The organism is Streptomyces sp. NPDC005805 (genome assembly GCF_040630445.1).
GTDB lineage: Bacteria > Actinomycetota > Actinomycetes > Streptomycetales > Streptomycetaceae > Streptomyces.
The window spans coordinates 129,919-145,722 of record NZ_JBEXXN010000001.1; the positions used below are offsets into that span (position 1 = coordinate 129,919).

Consider the following 15,804-nt stretch of genomic DNA (forward strand, 5'->3'; position numbering starts at 1 on the left):
CCCCTCAGTACGCGAGCGAGCGGTCGACGGCGTCCAGCACCCGGTCGAGACCGGGGAGGTACTCCTCCTCGACCCGCGCCGGCGGGTACGGGGCGTGGTAGCCGCCCACCCGCAGCACCGGGGCCTCCAGGTGGTAGAAGCACCGCTCGGTGATCCGGGCGGCGATCTCCGCGCCCGAGCCGTAGAAGACCGGGGCCTCGTGGACGACGACCAGCCGGCCGGTCCGCTCCACCGACGCCTGGACGGTGTCGAAGTCGATCGGGGACATCGAGCGCAGGTCGACGACCTCCAGCGACTTGCCCTCCTCCGCGGCGGCCGCCGCGGCCTCCAGGCAGACCTTCACCATCGGCCCGTAGGCGGCCAGGGTCAGATCGGTGCCCTCGCGGGCCACCCGGGCGGAGTGCAGCGGGTCGGGGATGGCCTCGGTGTCGACCTCGCCCTTGTCCCAGTAGCGCCGCTTGGGCTCGAAGAAGATCACCGGGTCGTCGCTCTGGATGGCCTGCTGGAGCATCCAGTAGGCGTCCGAGGCGTTCGAGGGGGAGACCACCTTGAGGCCCGCCACATGCGCGAAGAGCGCCTCGGGGGACTCCGAGTGGTGCTCGACCGCGCCGATGCCGCCGCCGTAGGGGATCCGGACCACGACGGGCAGCTTGATCTTGCCGAGCGCGCGGGCGTGCATCTTGGCGAGCTGGGTGACGATCTGGTCGTACGCGGGGAAGACGAAGCCGTCGAACTGGATCTCCACGACGGGCCGGTAGCCGCGCAGGGCCAGGCCGATCGCGGTGCCGACGATGCCGGACTCGGCGAGCGGGGTGTCGATCACCCGGTCCTCGCCGAAGTCCTTCTGGAGCCCGTCGGTGATCCGGAAGACGCCGCCGAGCTTGCCGACGTCCTCACCCATGATCAGGACCTTGGGGTCGGTCTCCAGGGCCTTGCGCAGCGACTCGTTGAGCGCCTTCGCGAGAGGAAGCTTCTGAACTGCCATGGCTTACTTGCCCTCCTCGGCGAACGACGCCTGGTACGCGGCGAACTGTGCGCGCTCCTCGTCGACCAGCGCATGACCGTCGGCGTAGACGTGGTCGAACATCGACAGGTCGTCCGGGTCGGGCATGGCCCGCACGGCCTCACGGACCCGCTTGGCGAGCGCGTCGCTCTCCTCCTCCAGGGCGGCGAAGAAGGCGGCGGCCTCGTCCTTGCCGAGGACGTCGTTCTCCAGGTACGTGCGCAGGCGCAGGATCGGGTCCTTGGCCTCCCACGCCTGGCGCTCGTCGTCGTGGCGGTACTTCGTCGGGTCGTCGGAGGTGGTGTGGGCGCCCATGCGGTAGGTGAACGCCTCGATCAGGGTCGGGCCCTCGCCGTTGCGCGCCCGCTCCAGCGCGGACCGGGTCACGGCCAGGCAGGCGAGGACGTCGTTGCCGTCGACGCGGACGCCGGGGAAGCCGAAGCCCTGGGCGCGCTGGTAGAGCGGCACCCGGGTCTGCTTCTCGGTCGGCTCGGAGATCGCCCACTGGTTGTTCTGGCAGAAGAAGACCACGGGCGCGTTGTAGACCGCGGAGAAGGTGAAGGACTCCGCCACGTCGCCCTGGCTGGACGCGCCGTCGCCGAAGTACGCGATCACGGCCGAGTCCGCGCCGTCCTTGGCCACGCCCATCGCGTAGCCGGTGGCGTGCAGGGTCTGCGAGCCGATGACGATCGTGTAGAGGTGGAAGTTGTTGCTGCTCGGGTCCCAGCCGCCGTGGTTCACACCGCGGAACATGCCGAGCAGATTGGTGGGGTTCACCCCGCGGCACCAGGCGACGCCGTGCTCGCGGTAGGTGGGGAAGACGTAGTCGTCGTCACGCAGCGCGCGGCCGGAGCCGATCTGGGCGGCCTCCTGGCCGAGCAGGGAGGCCCACAGGCCCAGTTCGCCCTGGCGCTGGAGGGCCGTGGCCTCGCCGTCGAAGCGGCGGGTGAGGACCATGTCGCGGTACAGGCCGCGCAGTTCCTCCGCGCTCAGGTCGATGCCGTAGTCCGGGTGCTCGACGCGTACGCCCTCGGGCGTCAGCAGCTGCACGAGCTGGGGCTCGGCACTCTGCGGCTTCTTCGCGGCGCTCACGCGCTTGGTGCTGCGTCGCGGTTTGCGCGCGGCAGTGCTCTCCACGGTCACGTTGCGTGCTCCTCCGTCGGTCCGGCCCCCGGGGTCCGCCGGTGAGCCAGTGCGGCTCGCCCGGTGCCCGGGCCCGCCGCACGGGGGTGTGCGCGGCCGGCCGGAAACCAGGCGTGACAGGTGCCCCGGCGAACGCCCTGTCATAGGCACGTTACCCAGTGGGGAGCATTACTGCGAAACCCCATTTGACCTGCGTTTTTGCTTGGATTTCCAAGTAAATCGAGGAAAAGGGGAAACAACCACTGGTCAGGGCCCTGCGGACGGCCGGAACAGGGGGCACGGTATCCCGCGCACCCCGGGCACGGGAAGAGTCGATGTGTTTGACTTCCCGCGTGCGCGAAGAAGGAAAAATCACGGTATTTCTGCTGGACGATCACGAGGTCGTACGGCGCGGCGTCCATGAACTGCTCTCCTCGGAGCCCGGCATCGAGGTGGTCGGCGAGGCGGGAACCGCGGAAGAAGCCCTGGTCAGAATCCCGGCAACGGCACCTGATGTGGCGATTCTGGATGTCCGCCTGCCCGACGGCAGCGGCGTCGAGGTGTGCCGCGAAATCCGTTCCCGGGACGAGTCCGTGAAGTGCCTGATGCTCACCTCGTTCGCTGACGACGAAGCCCTTTTCGACGCGATCATGGCCGGCGCCTCCGGCTATGCCCTCAAGGCGATCCGCGGCCAGGAGCTGCTGAACGCGGTGCGGAACGTGGCCGCCGGCAGGTCCCTGCTCGACCCGGTGGCCACCGCCCGGGTCCTGGAGCGCCTGCGCGACGGCGCGAAGCCGCGCGGCGAGGAGCGGCTCGCCGGCCTCACCGAGCAGGAGCGGCGCATCCTGGACCTGATCGGAGAGGGGCTGACCAACCGCGCGATCGGCGAACGGCTCCATCTCGCCGAGAAGACGATCAAGAACTATGTCTCCAGCCTGCTCGCCAAGCTGGGCATGGAGCGGCGCTCCCAGGCCGCCGCCTATGTGGCCCGGCTGGACGCCGAGCGCGGCCACCGCACCGACGCCTGACCACGGAGGGTGACCGGGAGCGGCCGCGACGGGACTTTCGCCCCCTCCGGGAACGGGTCCGGCGCCCCTTCCGGGCGGCGGGCCGGTCACGGAGAGTGGAGCCATGTCCACCGAGGAACGCCGTGCCGTCGAGCTGCTCACCCGTGTCCGGTACGGACGGCTGGCCACCACCCTGCGGGCGATGCCCTTCCTGGCACCCGCCCGGCACATCGTGGCCGGCGGCGCGGTGCTGCTCCGGATGCACGGCGGCGCCGGGTACCACCGCGCCTGTCACGGCAGCGTGGTCACCTACGGCGCGGACAACCTGGAAGCGGCGGACGGGGCGGACGCGGACCGCGGGGGACGGACCGGCCTGTGGTCGGTCCAGCTCACCGGCACGGCGCGGATCGCGGAACCGACCGGGGAGGAGCTGGCGCGGTTCGGCGCCGGGCCGTACCGCGTCGACGGACAGGAGTTCGCCCCCGTCTACCTGCGCGTCGAACCGCAGGTGGTGACCGTCCACACGATGGAGTGCTCCGCAGAGCAGCCGGACCACCACTCCGAGTGATCTAACATATGACAGGTGCCGCGCTCATCTGTTGCCCCTGCTCTGCCCGCGCCCTGCGCCCCGCCCGACGACGTGCCCGCGCCCCCTCCCGCCGCCGTCGCCACGGCCGCCACTCCGCCCGTCGACCGGCTGCTGCGCCGCTATCCGCACATCGGCGAACCGCTCTCGGTGCGCACCGTGACCCTGGGACTGCTCAACCGCGGCTACCGCCTCGCCACCACCCGCGGCACCTGGTTCCTCAAGCACCACCTCGACGGCGACCGGCCGGCCATCACCCGCCAGCACCGGGCGACCCGCCGGCTCCAGGAGGTCGGCGTCCCCGTCGCCCCGCCGGTCGCGGACCGGACCGGTTCCACCGTCGCGGTCGTCGGCGGCGACTGCTACGCCCTGCACCCCTGGATCGACGGCCGGCACCGCGACGGCGCCCAGCTCACCACCGCGCAGTCCCGCCGCCTCGGCGCCCTGCTCGGCGCGGTGCACACCCGCCTCGCCGAGGTGATGGACCCGGCGGCCGACAGCCCCGGCACCCACACCAGCGCCGACCCCGAGGACACCTTCGCCCTCATCGAGGACCTGCTGCGCCTCGCCCGCGGCAGCCGCCCCCGCGACTCCTTCGACACCCTCGCCGAGCACCGGCTGCTGCAACGGCGCGCCCTGCTGGAGCGGCACGCCGCCCGGCGGCCGCCGCCGGGCCGGGCGGGCTGCTGGGTGCACGGGGACTTCCACCCCCTGAACCTCCTCTACCGGGGCACCGAACCGGCCGCGATCGTGGACTGGGACCGGCTCGGCGTGCAGCCGCGGGCCGAGGAGGCGGTCCGGGCGGCGGCGATCTTCTTCGTCCAGCCGGCCGGGCGTCTGGACCTGCCGAAGGTGCGCGCCTACGCCCGGGCCTACCGGCGGGCGGCGGGCGCGGACGCGGCGGAGCTGGCGGCGGCCGTGCACCGGGTGTGGTGGGAACGCCTCAACGACTTCTGGATACTGCGGTGGCGCTACGAGCTCCACGACCGAAGGGCCGACCCGCAGTTCCCCGCGGTGTCGGCCCTGGTGGTCTGGTGGACGCGTGAGTACGCGGCGGTCCGCGACGCGTTCACCGACTGAGCGCGGTCAGCCGGCCGTGGCCCGGCCGGTCACTCGGTGTCGCCGGCGGTCGTACCGCCGTCACCGCCGCCCGCGCCCGCGCTCGTCCCGGCGTTGGCGGCGCCGCCCGAGACGTCGCCGGTCACCCCGCCCGTCTCGGTGGGCGGGTCGGAGGGCTCCGGCGGCTCCGAGGCGGTCGGGTCGTCCGAGGGCTCCACCGGGTCGGACGGTGTCGGCTCCTCGCTCGGCGTCGGAGGCGTGCTCGGTGTGAAGGACGGCACCTGGGACGGCGTCCACGACGGCTGCTGGTTGCCGCCCGAGGAGGTGTCCGGCTCCTCGCTCGGCTCCGGCTCCTCCTCCGTCGGGGACGGCGACTCCTCGGGCGCCGCGGGCGACTCGGAGGTCGTCTTGCCGTCCTGCGGGCTGGTGTCGTCGCCCTTGGTCGCGTTGAGCGCGAAGGCGATGCCCGCCACGACCGCGATCACCGCGAGCGCGGCCATCAGCCAGACCTTGCCCCGGCCGCCGCGCGGGGAGCCGTCGTAGCCGCCGTCGTCCGGGTTGGACGGGGGCAGGATCGGGCCCTGCGAGGTCTCGCCGTGCACCGGGTGCACCGCGGTGGCCCCGGTCATGTTCCGCGTCGCCGCCGGGCCGTCGTAGACGTCCACCGGGCCGGTGTTCCAGGCGCCGCCGTGGCCGCCCTGCTGCTGGAGCATCTGGAGCGCGTACTGGACCAGCCCGCGCATCTCCTCGGCGCTCTGGAACCGGTCGTCCGGGTCCTTCGCCAGGGAGCGCATCACCAGTCCGTCCAGCTCCGGCGGCACACCGGAGTGCACCTCGGAGGGCGGCACGGGGATGTCCTGGACGTGCTGGTACACCACCGACAGCGGCGTCTCGCCCGTGAACGGGGGCCGCAGGGCGAGGAGTTCGTAGAGGAGGCAGCCCGTCGCGTACAGATCGGAACGGTGGTCGACGGCCTTGCCCAGCGCCTGCTCGGGGGAGAGGTACTGCGGGGTGCCCATGACCATGCCGGTCTGCGTCATCGTCGACTGCGCGCCGTGCAGCGCGCGGGCGATGCCGAAGTCCATCACCTTCACCGCACCGGAGTTGGTGATGATGACGTTCGCGGGCTTGATGTCCCGGTGCACGATGCCGTGCTGGTGCGAGTAGGCGAGCGCCTCCAGGACACCGGAGACGATGAGCAACGCCTGCTCGGGCGGCGGGGCTTCGGCGTTGACGAGGAGGTCGCGGATGGTGCGCCCCTCGACCAGCTCCATCACGATGTAGGGCACGGTCTGGCTGCCGACGACGTCCTCGCCGGAGTCGTAGACCGCCACCACCGCATGGTGGTTGAGGCCGGCGACCGACTGCGCCTCGCGCGTGAAGCGGGCCTTGGAGACCGGGTCCTCGGCGAGGTCCGCGCGCAGCAGCTTGACGGCGACGGTCCGGCCGAGCCGCACGTCCTCGGCCGCGAACACCTCGGCCATGCCGCCGCGTCCGAGACGGTGCGTCATCCGGTAGCGGCCGTCGCCGACCAGACCGCCGATGCCCCAGGCGTCGGACGACTCCGGCACGCCGCCGCCTGCTTCGGGTTCGGGTGCCATCAGTCCTCGCCGTCGTATCTGTCCGCGCACGTCGCTGAGCGTTGCGGGGTGAACCATGTCCTCCGGTGCTGTGCACGTCACGCTACAGCCTTCACGGGGCATGCCGGTCTCGAAGGAGACCGGCCATCAAACCCCCGGTCCCACGCCTCACGCAAATTCCATGCTGTTCGTGTAACGCTTCCGGGACTCTTGTTGTGCGTACGGTCACGGAACGGGCACCCGGCTTGACGTGTCGGTGCCCTCGGGCAGACTTGGCCCGTAAATCCGAGAGCGGCCGCGGTCGGTCCGCGCGCACAGGGGGAAGCACAGATGAGCCAGGACGGCGCACAGGGCCGCTACGCGGGCGGTTCCGTGGCGGGCGGCCGGTACCAGCTTCGCGACCTGCTCGGCGAGGGCGGCATGGCCTCCGTCTACCTGGCGTACGACAGCGCCCTGGACCGCCAGGTGGCCATCAAGACCCTGCACACGGAGCTCGGGCGGGAGCAGTCCTTCCGCGAGCGGTTCCGCCGCGAGGCCCAGGCCGTCGCCAAGCTGTCGCACACCAACATCGTCTCCGTCTTCGACACCGGCGAGGACGAGCTCGACGGCGCCCTGATGCCGTACATCGTCATGGAGTACGTGGAGGGCCGCCCCCTCGGCTCGGTGCTCGCCGAGGACATCCGGCATTACGGCGCGATGCCCGCGGACAAGGCCCTCAAGGTCACCGCGGACGTGCTGGCCGCGCTGGAGACCAGCCACGAGATGGGCCTGGTCCACCGCGACATCAAGCCGGGCAACGTGATGATGACCAAGCGCGGCGTGGTCAAGGTCATGGACTTCGGCATCGCCCGCGCCATGCAGTCGGGCGTCACTTCCATGACGCAGACCGGCATGGTCGTCGGCACCCCCCAGTACCTCTCCCCCGAGCAGGCCCTCGGCCGCGGCGTGGACGCCCGTTCCGACCTCTACTCGGTCGGCATCATGCTCTTCCAGCTGCTGACCGGCCGGCTCCCCTTCGACGCCGACTCCCCCCTCGCCATCGCGTACGCGCATGTGCAGGAGGAGCCCGTCGCGCCGTCCTCCATCAACCGCTCCATCCCGCCGGCCCTGGACGCCCTCGTCGCCCGCGCGCTGAAGAAGAACCCGAACGAGCGGTTCCCGAGCGCCGCCGCGATGCGCGACGAGTGCGCCCGGGTCGCCGGCGCGGGCCAGACGGGCGCTCCCGCGATCATCGGCGGGGCGGCCCCGGCGAACAGCGGTTCGGGCGTCGGCTCGGCCGTCTTCCCGCCGCTGGACCAGTCCGCCCCCGCGCCGCAGAGCGTGCAGACGCCGTACCAGCCCCACCCGCACACGCCGTACGGCCCGGGCCCCGCCACCCCGGCGCCCACCCCGCACTACGGCTATCCGACGCCCGCCCCCGGCTACCAGACCCCGGGGCAGATGGCGCCGGCGCCGTCCCCGTACACGATCGCCCCGCAGAGCGCCCCGGCCGGCGGCTCCGGCGGCGGCAAGCGGAACATGCCGGTCGTCGTGGGCGCGATCGTGGTGGCCCTGCTGGCCGTGGGCGGTCTGATCACCGCCATCGCGCTGAACGGCGGGGACAAGGGCGAGGAGGCGGGCAGCGGCGGCAGCGGCGGTTCGACCTCGGGCGAGTCCCAGGACCCGGGCACCGGCTTCCGTCCGCCCGAGCGCAACCGGACCATCGACGACGACAAGTGCAGCGAGGCGACCGAGGACGGCGTCGACCCGGCCAAGGTCCAGGCGCCCGACCTGCGCTACAAGGACGTCCTCTCGGTGAAGGAGTGCCTGCGCGCGGCCGGCTGGACGTGGAAGGTCACCGAGGTGAACGAGCCCGCGTACGCGCAGGACACCGTGATGAAGCAGTTCCCGACGCAGGGGACCGCCGTGGTGCCCGGCAACCAGGAGTTCGAGCTGAGCATCTCCACGGGCCGCGCGGGCTGACACCGCGCGCCGGGCCGCCCGGGGGACCCGGGGGGCTCCGGCTTCATGGGCTCCCGCCGCCCGGCGACCGGGGCGCGTCGCCCGGCTTCCGGCCTCGTGGGCTCGCGCCGCTCGCCTCGTGGGCTCCGTCCCGCCCGGGGCCGCGCCACCCGGCCCGGGCGGGCCCGGCCTCGGCATCGCAGGCCCGGCCCCCGGGCGCGCGGCCGTGCCACGCGGGCCCCGTCCGCCCCCTGCGCGCCCCGGCTGCGGCCGGGATGCCGAACCTCCCCCGCCGTGTGACGCTGAGTCCGTTCCTCGGCGTCTCGGCACGGGAGGGGTCCCGCGGTGACTCCAGAGCTCCATGCGCGGTGCGCGCTCACCGCGGCTTCGCTCCTCCTGGCGCTGGCCGCGCCCCTCGCGCCGACCGCGCACGCCGGCCCCCTCGCACGCGGCGCGCAGGCCGCGCCCACCACCGCCCCCGTTCCGCAGGGCGCGCCCGGCGACCGGGGCACCCGCGTGGCGCACGCCGACCGCTCACCGGGCCCCGCCGACCCCGGGCCCGGCCGGTCCCCCGGCGCTGCGGACGTCCGGCACGACGACCGGCCCGTGCCTCCCGGCGCCGGGACCACCGCCCGCCCCGGCGCCCCGCAGGCCCCCGGCCACCGGCCGCCCGCCGCCCGCCCCGACGCACCGCGCGAGCAGCGGCCGGACGCCGGACGCCCCGAGGTACTGCCCTGGGCACTGACCAGTCCCTCCCCGACGCCCTCCCTGGCCGGGCGGCAGGCCGGTGAGGGCCGCCCCCGGCCCGGCTGGCGGCCCCCCGCGTCGTCCGGCAGCGCCACCCAGGACGCCGAGGACTCCGCCACCCCGTCGGCGCCCCCGCCCCCCACCGCCTCCCGGCCCGCCGCCGAGCCGCCCGCCGCCCCCCGTACACCGGACGACGCCGAGGTCGGGTCCGGCGACGGCGTCACCCCCGAGGGGGACGGGACACGTGAGGACGACGGCACCCCCTCGGCCGAGAGCGAGCCGTTCACGGGGGACCGGCCCTCCGCCGACGCGGCGGCCCATGACCAGGGATCACCCGCCCTGCCCGCGCCCGTCGCCCGGCAGATCTCCCCGGCCTCCCTCGGCGTCGGGCTGGCCCTGATGGGGCTCGGGGTGGGCTTCCTCGGTATCCGGCTCCGTCGCCGCTGAGCGGCACGTCCTCCTCAGGAGGGACCCGGCACATCCGTCCGGAGGCGGTTGGAGCGCCTCGGCATACCCGGTATACATACTGAGTATGTCCATCCGTCACGGGCTCCTCGCCCTCCTCGAAACCGGTGCGCGCTACGGCTCCCAGCTCCGCTCCGACTTCGAGTCCCGCACCGGTGCGACCTGGCCGCTCAACGTCGGCCAGGTCTACACGACCCTGAACCGCCTCGAACGGGACGGCATGGTCGCCCAGGACGGTGCGGACGAGGCGGGGCACGCGCTGTACGTCATCACCGACCGCGGCCGGGCGGAGCTGCGCGACTGGTTCGCGACCCCCGTCGACCGCACCAACCCGCCCCGGGACGAACTCGCCATCAAGCTGGCGATGGCCGTCGGCACCCCGGGCGTCGACATCCGCGCCGTCATCCAGTCCCAGCGCCGCCACACGGTGAAGGCGATGCAGGACTGCACCCGCCTCAAGGCCCAGGCCCTGGCCGCGATCGAGAGCGGCGGCAGCGCCGAGCGGGACGACGTGGCCTGGCTGCTCGTGCTGGAGCAGCTCATCTTCCAGACCGAGGCGGAGGCCCGCTGGCTCGACCACTGCGAGATGCGGCTCATCCGGCTCTCCGCCGCCACGGCGCGGGACGAGCGGGCCGCGGCGGAGCACCCCGGGGCGTCGCCCGCCGGTGAGCCCGCCGCCCCGGCCGTCGGGGGCCACCCCGTGCGCCGCCCCGGCTAGCGACCGGACCCGACTTCCGCGCGACACCACCCCGCACGGGGTGTCGCTCCCGGCGCCGCAGGCGCCCCCGCGCTCCGGTTCCCGCCACCGCCCGTCGTCCCGTCGACGGCCCGGGGGACCGGTCCGCCACACCCAGAACTCGCGCGCACCCGCTCGTGTGCGTGCACCGCCCAAGGGGGGAACCCACCCATGTCGCAACACCCGTCACCACAGCCACAGCAGTCCCAGAAGTCACAGCAGCCCGTGCTGCAACTCCAGCAACTGGCCCGTGTGCACGGCAGCGGCGCCACCGAGGTGCACGCCCTGCGCGGGATCGACCTCGACGTCTACCCGGGCGAACTCGTCGCCGTCATGGGCCCGTCGGGCTCCGGCAAGTCGACGCTGCTCACCATGGCGGGCGGTCTCGACATGCCCACCTCGGGACGGGTGATCGTCGAGGGCACCGACATCACCACGGCCGACCGCAAGACCCTCGCCGCCCTGCGCCGCCGCAGCATCGGCTATGTCTTCCAGGACTACAACCTGATCCCCGCGCTGACCGCCGCCGAGAACGTCGCCCTGCCCCGCGAACTGGACGGCGTCTCCGCGCGCAAGGCGCGCGCCGAGGCGCTGGCCGCCCTCACGGAGATGGACCTCGGCCACCTCGCCGAGCGGTTCCCCGACGAGATGTCCGGCGGCCAGCAGCAGCGCGTCGCCATCGCCCGGGCGCTCGTCGGCGACCGCCGGCTCGTCCTCGCCGACGAACCGACCGGCGCCCTGGACTCCGAGACCGGTGAGTCCGTGCTCGCCCTGCTGCGGGCCCGGTGCGACGCGGGCGCCGCCGGCGTCCTCGTCACCCACGAACCGCGGTTCGCCGCCTGGGCGGACCGGGTCGTGTTCCTGCGCGACGGCGCGGTCGTGGACCAGACCGTCCGCAGCGAGGCCGACTCGCTCCTGTCGGGCCAGGCGGCCGAGCTGTGAGGACCTGGTACCACTCCTGGCGCGCCGCGGTCCGGATCGCCCGCCGCGACGCCTGGCGTTCGAAGGGCCGCAGCTTCCTGGTCCTCGCGATGATCGCGCTGCCCATCCTGGGTGTGAGCGCCGCCGATCTGACTCTGCGCAGCGCCGAACTCTCCCCCGAGCAGAGCGTCTCGCGGAAGCTCGGCACGGCCGACGGACGGCTGAGCGACCCCGGCGTGGGCGGTGCAGCGATCCTCCAGTCGCCCGACGCGGAGAACTACACCACCGCCGAGAACTACGACGACAAGCCCTACCCGGAGGGCTCCACCGACCTCACCACGGTGCTCCCGGACGGGGCGCGGACGCTGACGGACACCGTCGCCTCCGCCCGGCTGCGCACCGCGCACGGTCTGATGCAGGCCGAGGTGCGGGAGCTGAAGGCCGCCGACCCGATGGCCGCCGGCATCATGCCGGTCGTCAAGGGACGCCTGCCGAAGACCTCCGGCGAGGTCGCGGCGACCAGCCACTTCCTGGAGACCAGCGGGCTGAGGGTCGGCTCGGAGCTGACCGCGCGCGGACTGGACCGCGTCTACACGATCGTCGGCGCGTACGAACTCCCCGACGACCTGGAGGCCGATCAGGTCAACGCCCTCCCCGGGGCGCTGGTCAAGCCCCTCGGCGAGGCGCTGGAGAAGGACGGGCTGCAGAGCCCCGGCGAGAGCACCACCCTGCTCGTCACCGTGCCCGGCGGCTACTCATGGGACGCCGTGCAGGGCGTCAACGCCAAGGGCGTGATGGTCGAGTCCCGCGCGGTGGCCCTCGACCCGCCCGCCCGGGCGGATGTGCCGCTGTTCCAGCAGGAGGGCTGGGGCGGCTTCGAGGAGAGCACCGCGGCCAAGGCTGCGGCCCTCGCCGCGGCCGGCACGGTCGTCGGCCTCGCGATGCTGGAGATCTGCCTCCTCGCCGGTCCCGCCTTCGCCGTGGGCGCGCGCCGCTCCCGCCGGCAGCTCGGGCTCGTGGGCGCCAACGGCGGCGACCGCCGCCACATCCGCGCCATCGTCCTCGCCGGCGGACTGGTCATCGGCGTCGCCGCGGCCGTCGTCGGCACCCTGCTCGGCCTCGGCCTCACCTACGCCCTCCGGCCGCTGCTGGAGGACGCCCTCGGCAAGCGCTTCGGCCACTTCGACGTGCGTCCGCTGGAGCTGCTGGGCATCGCGCTGCTCGCCGTGGTGACCGGTCTGCTGGCCGCGATCGTCCCGGCGATCACCTCCTCCCGGCAGTCGGTACTGGCCTCCCTGACCGGCCGCCGGGGCGTACGCCGCAGCAGCCGCGTCCTGCCCGCGGTGGGTCTGGCCGCCCTGGTGCTGGGCGCGTCCATCGCCCTGTACGGCTCGATGGTCACCGACCAGTTCGCCGTGGTCGCGGGCGGCAGCGCCCTGGCCGAGCTGGGCATCGTGGCACTGACCCCGGCGCTGGTGGGCCTCTTCGGCCGCACCGGCCGCTTCCTGCCGCTCTCGCCGCGCCTCGCCCTGCGCGACGCGGTCCGCAACCGGGGACGCACGGCGCCCGCGGTGGCCGCGGTGCTCGCCGCCGTGGCCGGCACGGTGGCCGTGGCGACGTACGCGGCGAGCAGCGACGCCCAGTCGCGGGCCGACTACACGCCGAGCCTGCCGCACGGCGCGGTCTCCGTGTCGATCGCCGAGGCCGGCGGGCGGGACGTGCCGGGCGTGCGCGAGACGGTGCAGCGCATCCTGCCCGTCGAGGTGCGCGCGGACGTGGACCGGATCACCGTGGGCAAGCCCTCGTGCGCGATCTGGGACTCCGGCGACGGCTGCGGCCGGTACGAGGTCCTGGTGCCGCTGAAGCAGCAGTGCCCGCTCTACGTCCCGGTCCCCGGCAAGCCCGACGCGGACCCCGCGGAGCGCTTCACCAAGGAGGAGCGCCGCAAGCTCGCCGAGGACTGGCGCTGCAAGGAGAAGGAGGGCCCCGGGATCATGACCGACGGCGGGGTCCTGGTCGGCGACGAGAAGCTGCTCGACGTGCTGGAGATCGACGACCCCGCCGCCGCCAAGGCCCTGACCGAGGGCCGCGCCGTGGCCTTCGACAAGCGCCCGGTCGACACCGACGGCACGGTCTCCATCAAGCTGATCACCGACATCGAGGCCGCCGACCGTGCCGAGGAGGCGGGCAAGGAGGCCCCGGGCGAGGTCAAGAAGCTGGCCGCGCACCGGGCGGCGGACGACACCGACAGCTACGGCGTCAGCCTGATCGTCCCGCCCGCCCAGGCGAAGTCCGCGGGCCTGGCCACGGCACCCTTCGGCGCGTACTTCTCCACCGACACCATGCCGAGCAGCGAGCAGCGGCAGAAGCTCGACGGCGAGCTGGACAAGACGGGCGCCGAGGTCGGCCTCACGGTGGAGGAGGGCTATGTCAGCGACAGCAGCATCGTTCTGCTGGCCCTGACCGTCTTCGCGGGCCTGGTCACCATCGGCGCCGCGGGCATCGCCACCGGGCTGGCCCAGGCGGACGCCGAGGCCGATCTGAAGACGCTGGCCGCGGTGGGTGCCGCGCCCCGGGTCCGCCGGACCCTGAGCGGCTTCCAGTGCGGGGTGGTCGCCGCGATGGGCGTGGTGCTGGGCTCGGCGGCGGGGGTGCTCCCGGCGATCGGGCTGCGGCTCACGGAGAAGCGCGAGGCCGCCGCCTGGTACCAGAAGGCCCTGGACAGCGGCTGGAGCTACGGGGGCGAGCCCTTCGTGCCCATCGTGGTGCCGTGGGCGACGCTGGCCGCGCTGCTCGTCGCCGTCCCGCTGGGCGCCGCGCTGCTCGCCGCGCTGGTCACCCGCTCACGGGGCGCGCTGGCCCGGCGCGAGGCGGCCTGACCGGCCCCTCGGGCGCCGAAAAGCGCGGCACCGGCGGATTCGTGCCCCCGTCGGAGGGTGGATCACCTTCCGACGGGGGCACACCGTGTGGTGAGGCCCCGGTGCGAGAGAATGGCGGCATGGAGATGCCGAGGAATGAACGGTCGCAGGAATCCCCTCACGTTCTGGTCGTAGGGCAGGACGGGATGGCGCTCGGCGGCGGTGACGGTGACGACGAGTCGCGTGAGGTCCCGGTGACGGACATGGTCGAACAGCCGGCGAAGGTCATGCGCATCGGCAGCATGATCAAGCAGTTGCTGGAGGAAGTGCGGGCGGCACCTCTGGACGAGGCGAGCCGGGTGCGGCTCAAGGAGATCCACCGCGGCTCGGTCAAGGAGCTGGAGGACGGTCTCGCCCCGGAGCTGGTGGAGGAGCTGGAGCGGCTCTCCCTGCCGTTCACGGACGAGGCGATCCCCTCCGAGGCGGAACTGCGGATCGCGCAGGCGCAGTTGGTGGGCTGGCTGGAGGGCCTGTTCCACGGCATCCAGACGGCGCTCTTCGCCCAGCAGATGGCGGCCCGGGCGCAGTTGGAGCAGATGCGCCGTGCGCTGCCGCCCGGTGTGGGCCACGACGAGGAGGGCGCGCCGCACGGCCCCGTCCGCTCGGGCCCGTATCTGTAGGTCCTTCTGTAGGTCCGGGTCCTGATTCCGGGGCCTGGTTCCGCACCGCGACGTCCGACGTCCCGGCCCCTCGCTGGAGGGTGCCGGGACGTTCGCGTTTCCCAGGGCCGGTCAGGTCAGGAGCAGCACCTTGCCGATGTGGTCGCCGGCCTCCAGGGCCCGGTGGGCGTCGGCGGCACCCGCGACCGGGAAGGTGCGGTCGACGACGGGACGCACCCGGCCGGAGGAGATCAGCGGCCAGACGTGCTCCCGGACGGCCGCGACGATGGCCGCCTTCTCGGCGGGCGGCCGGGCGCGCAGGGAAGTGGCCGTCACGGCGGCCCGCTTCGCCAGCAGGGCGCCGAGGTTGAGTTCGCCCGTGACCCCGCCCTGGAGGCCGATGACCGCGAGCCGCCCGTTGACGGCGAGCGCCCGTACATTCCGGTCCAGGTACTTGGCGCCGATGATGTCGAGGATGACGTCCGCGCCCGCACCGCCGGTGGCCTCGCGGATCTCCTTGACGAAGTCCTGCTCGCGGTAGTCGATGAGGATGTCCGCGCCCAACTCGGCGCAGCGGGCGAGCTTCCCGGGGCTGCCCGCGGTGACCGCGACCCGGGCCCCGACCGCCCTGGCCAGCTGGATCGCCATGGTGCCGATACCGCTCGCACCGCCGTGGACGAGGACGGTCTCGCCCGGCCGCAGATGGGCGACCATGAACACATTGGACCAGACCGTCGCCGTCACCTCGGGCAGAGCGGCCGCGGTGGCCAGGTCCACGCCCTCGGGGACGGGGAGCAACTGCCCGGCGGGGACGGCGACCCGCTCCGCGTAGCCGCCGCCGGAGAGGAGGGCGCACACCTCGTCGCCGACCGCCCAGCCCGACACCCCGGGGCCCAGGGCGGTGATCCGGCCCGAGCACTCCAGTCCCGGGTAGGGGGAGGCGCCCGGCGGGGGATCGTAGAAGCCCTGGCGCTGGAGGAGGTCGGCCCGGTTCACGCCGGCGGCGGCGACCTCCACAAGGACCTCGCCCTCGCCGGGGACGGGGTCGGGGGCCTCGGACCAGAGCAGCGCCTCGGGACCGCCCGGTTCGGGAATCGTGATCGCATGCATGGCGGCGAGG

At 73.7% G+C, this 15,804-nt stretch carries 13 protein-coding genes; 9 read left to right on the plus strand and 4 right to left on the minus strand.

The window, feature by feature from the left end; all coding sequences use genetic code 11:
• Positions 1-4 precede the first annotated feature (4 nt).
• Both ABZ457_RS00620 and pdhA read right to left on the minus strand, forming a co-directional pair.
• On the minus strand, positions 5-985 hold the full coding sequence (locus ABZ457_RS00620) for an alpha-ketoacid dehydrogenase subunit beta (RefSeq protein WP_359152319.1): 981 nt from the start codon (positions 983-985) through the stop codon (positions 5-7).
• Positions 986-988: 3 nt separating this feature from the next.
• Positions 989-2,146, minus strand: coding sequence for a pyruvate dehydrogenase (acetyl-transferring) E1 component subunit alpha (gene pdhA / locus ABZ457_RS00625; RefSeq protein WP_359152322.1), 1,158 nt, complete (start codon positions 2,144-2,146; stop codon positions 989-991).
• Between the two features lie 332 nt (positions 2,147-2,478).
• On the opposite strand from pdhA, the gene ABZ457_RS00630 reads away from it, so the two are divergent.
• The 3 genes from ABZ457_RS00630 (at position 2,479) to ABZ457_RS00640 (ending at position 4,798) form a co-directional block, all read left to right on the plus strand.
• Positions 2,479-3,153, plus strand: a complete 675-nt coding sequence (locus ABZ457_RS00630; RefSeq protein WP_359152324.1) for a response regulator transcription factor — start codon at positions 2,479-2,481, stop codon at positions 3,151-3,153.
• A 103-nt stretch (positions 3,154-3,256) separates the two neighbouring features.
• Positions 3,257-3,700 (plus strand): pyridoxamine 5'-phosphate oxidase family protein, encoded by a 444-nt coding sequence (locus ABZ457_RS00635; RefSeq protein ID WP_359152326.1) that lies wholly within the window; start codon positions 3,257-3,259, stop codon positions 3,698-3,700.
• 72 nt (positions 3,701-3,772) lie between these two features.
• Entirely contained in the window at positions 3,773-4,798 is a 1,026-nt protein-coding gene (locus ABZ457_RS00640) for a phosphotransferase (RefSeq protein WP_359152676.1), read from the plus strand.
• Between the two features lie 29 nt (positions 4,799-4,827).
• Here the strand turns inward: ABZ457_RS00640 and ABZ457_RS00645 are convergent, their stop codons facing one another.
• Complete coding sequence (locus ABZ457_RS00645; RefSeq protein ID WP_359152328.1) at positions 4,828-6,378, minus strand: protein kinase; 1,551 nt, start codon at positions 6,376-6,378, stop codon at positions 4,828-4,830.
• Between the two features lie 309 nt (positions 6,379-6,687).
• On the opposite strand from ABZ457_RS00645, the gene ABZ457_RS00650 reads away from it, so the two are divergent.
• From ABZ457_RS00650 to ABZ457_RS00675, 6 genes are all read left to right on the plus strand, one after another.
• A complete protein-coding gene (locus ABZ457_RS00650; protein WP_359152330.1) occupies positions 6,688-8,319 on the plus strand; it encodes a protein kinase in 1,632 nt (543 codons plus the stop codon).
• 324 nt (positions 8,320-8,643) lie between these two features.
• Complete coding sequence (locus ABZ457_RS00655) at positions 8,644-9,492, plus strand: hypothetical protein (RefSeq protein WP_359152332.1); 849 nt, start codon at positions 8,644-8,646, stop codon at positions 9,490-9,492.
• An 85-nt stretch (positions 9,493-9,577) separates the two neighbouring features.
• Positions 9,578-10,228, plus strand: coding sequence for a PadR family transcriptional regulator (locus ABZ457_RS00660; protein WP_359152334.1), 651 nt, complete (start codon positions 9,578-9,580; stop codon positions 10,226-10,228).
• A gap of 189 nt (positions 10,229-10,417) precedes the next feature.
• Complete coding sequence (locus ABZ457_RS00665) at positions 10,418-11,188, plus strand: ABC transporter ATP-binding protein (protein WP_359152336.1); 771 nt, start codon at positions 10,418-10,420, stop codon at positions 11,186-11,188.
• A complete protein-coding gene (locus tag ABZ457_RS00670) occupies positions 11,185-14,046 on the plus strand; it encodes an ABC transporter permease (protein WP_359152338.1) in 2,862 nt (953 codons plus the stop codon). The genes ABZ457_RS00665 and ABZ457_RS00670 overlap by 4 nt, the downstream gene beginning before the upstream one ends.
• Positions 14,047-14,165: 119 nt before the next feature.
• Positions 14,166-14,705, plus strand: coding sequence for a bacterial proteasome activator family protein (locus ABZ457_RS00675; protein ID WP_078521161.1), 540 nt, complete (start codon positions 14,166-14,168; stop codon positions 14,703-14,705).
• A gap of 111 nt (positions 14,706-14,816) precedes the next feature.
• Here the strand turns inward: ABZ457_RS00675 and ABZ457_RS00680 are convergent, their stop codons facing one another.
• On the minus strand, positions 14,817-15,794 hold the full coding sequence (locus ABZ457_RS00680; protein WP_359152341.1) for an NAD(P)H-quinone oxidoreductase: 978 nt from the start codon (positions 15,792-15,794) through the stop codon (positions 14,817-14,819).
• Positions 15,795-15,804: the final 10 nt, after the last annotated feature.

Excerpts from the sequence above, each read along its gene's own strand:
- ABZ457_RS00665 (WP_359152336.1), top strand. The coding sequence starts at position 10,418 with ATGTCGCAACACCCGTCACCACAGCCACAGCAGTCCCAGAAGTCACAG.
- ABZ457_RS00650 (WP_359152330.1), top strand. The coding sequence starts at position 6,688 with ATGAGCCAGGACGGCGCACAGGGCCGCTACGCGGGCGGTTCCGTGGCG.
- ABZ457_RS00680 (WP_359152341.1), bottom strand. The coding sequence starts at position 15,794 with ATGCATGCGATCACGATTCCCGAACCGGGCGGTCCCGAGGCGCTGCTC.
- ABZ457_RS00620 (WP_359152319.1), bottom strand. The coding sequence starts at position 985 with ATGGCAGTTCAGAAGCTTCCTCTCGCGAAGGCGCTCAACGAGTCGCTG.
- ABZ457_RS00675 (WP_078521161.1), top strand. The coding sequence starts at position 14,166 with ATGGAGATGCCGAGGAATGAACGGTCGCAGGAATCCCCTCACGTTCTG.
- ABZ457_RS00635 (WP_359152326.1), top strand. The coding sequence starts at position 3,257 with ATGTCCACCGAGGAACGCCGTGCCGTCGAGCTGCTCACCCGTGTCCGG.
- ABZ457_RS00660 (WP_359152334.1), top strand. The coding sequence starts at position 9,578 with ATGTCCATCCGTCACGGGCTCCTCGCCCTCCTCGAAACCGGTGCGCGC.
- ABZ457_RS00645 (WP_359152328.1), bottom strand. The coding sequence starts at position 6,378 with ATGGCACCCGAACCCGAAGCAGGCGGCGGCGTGCCGGAGTCGTCCGAC.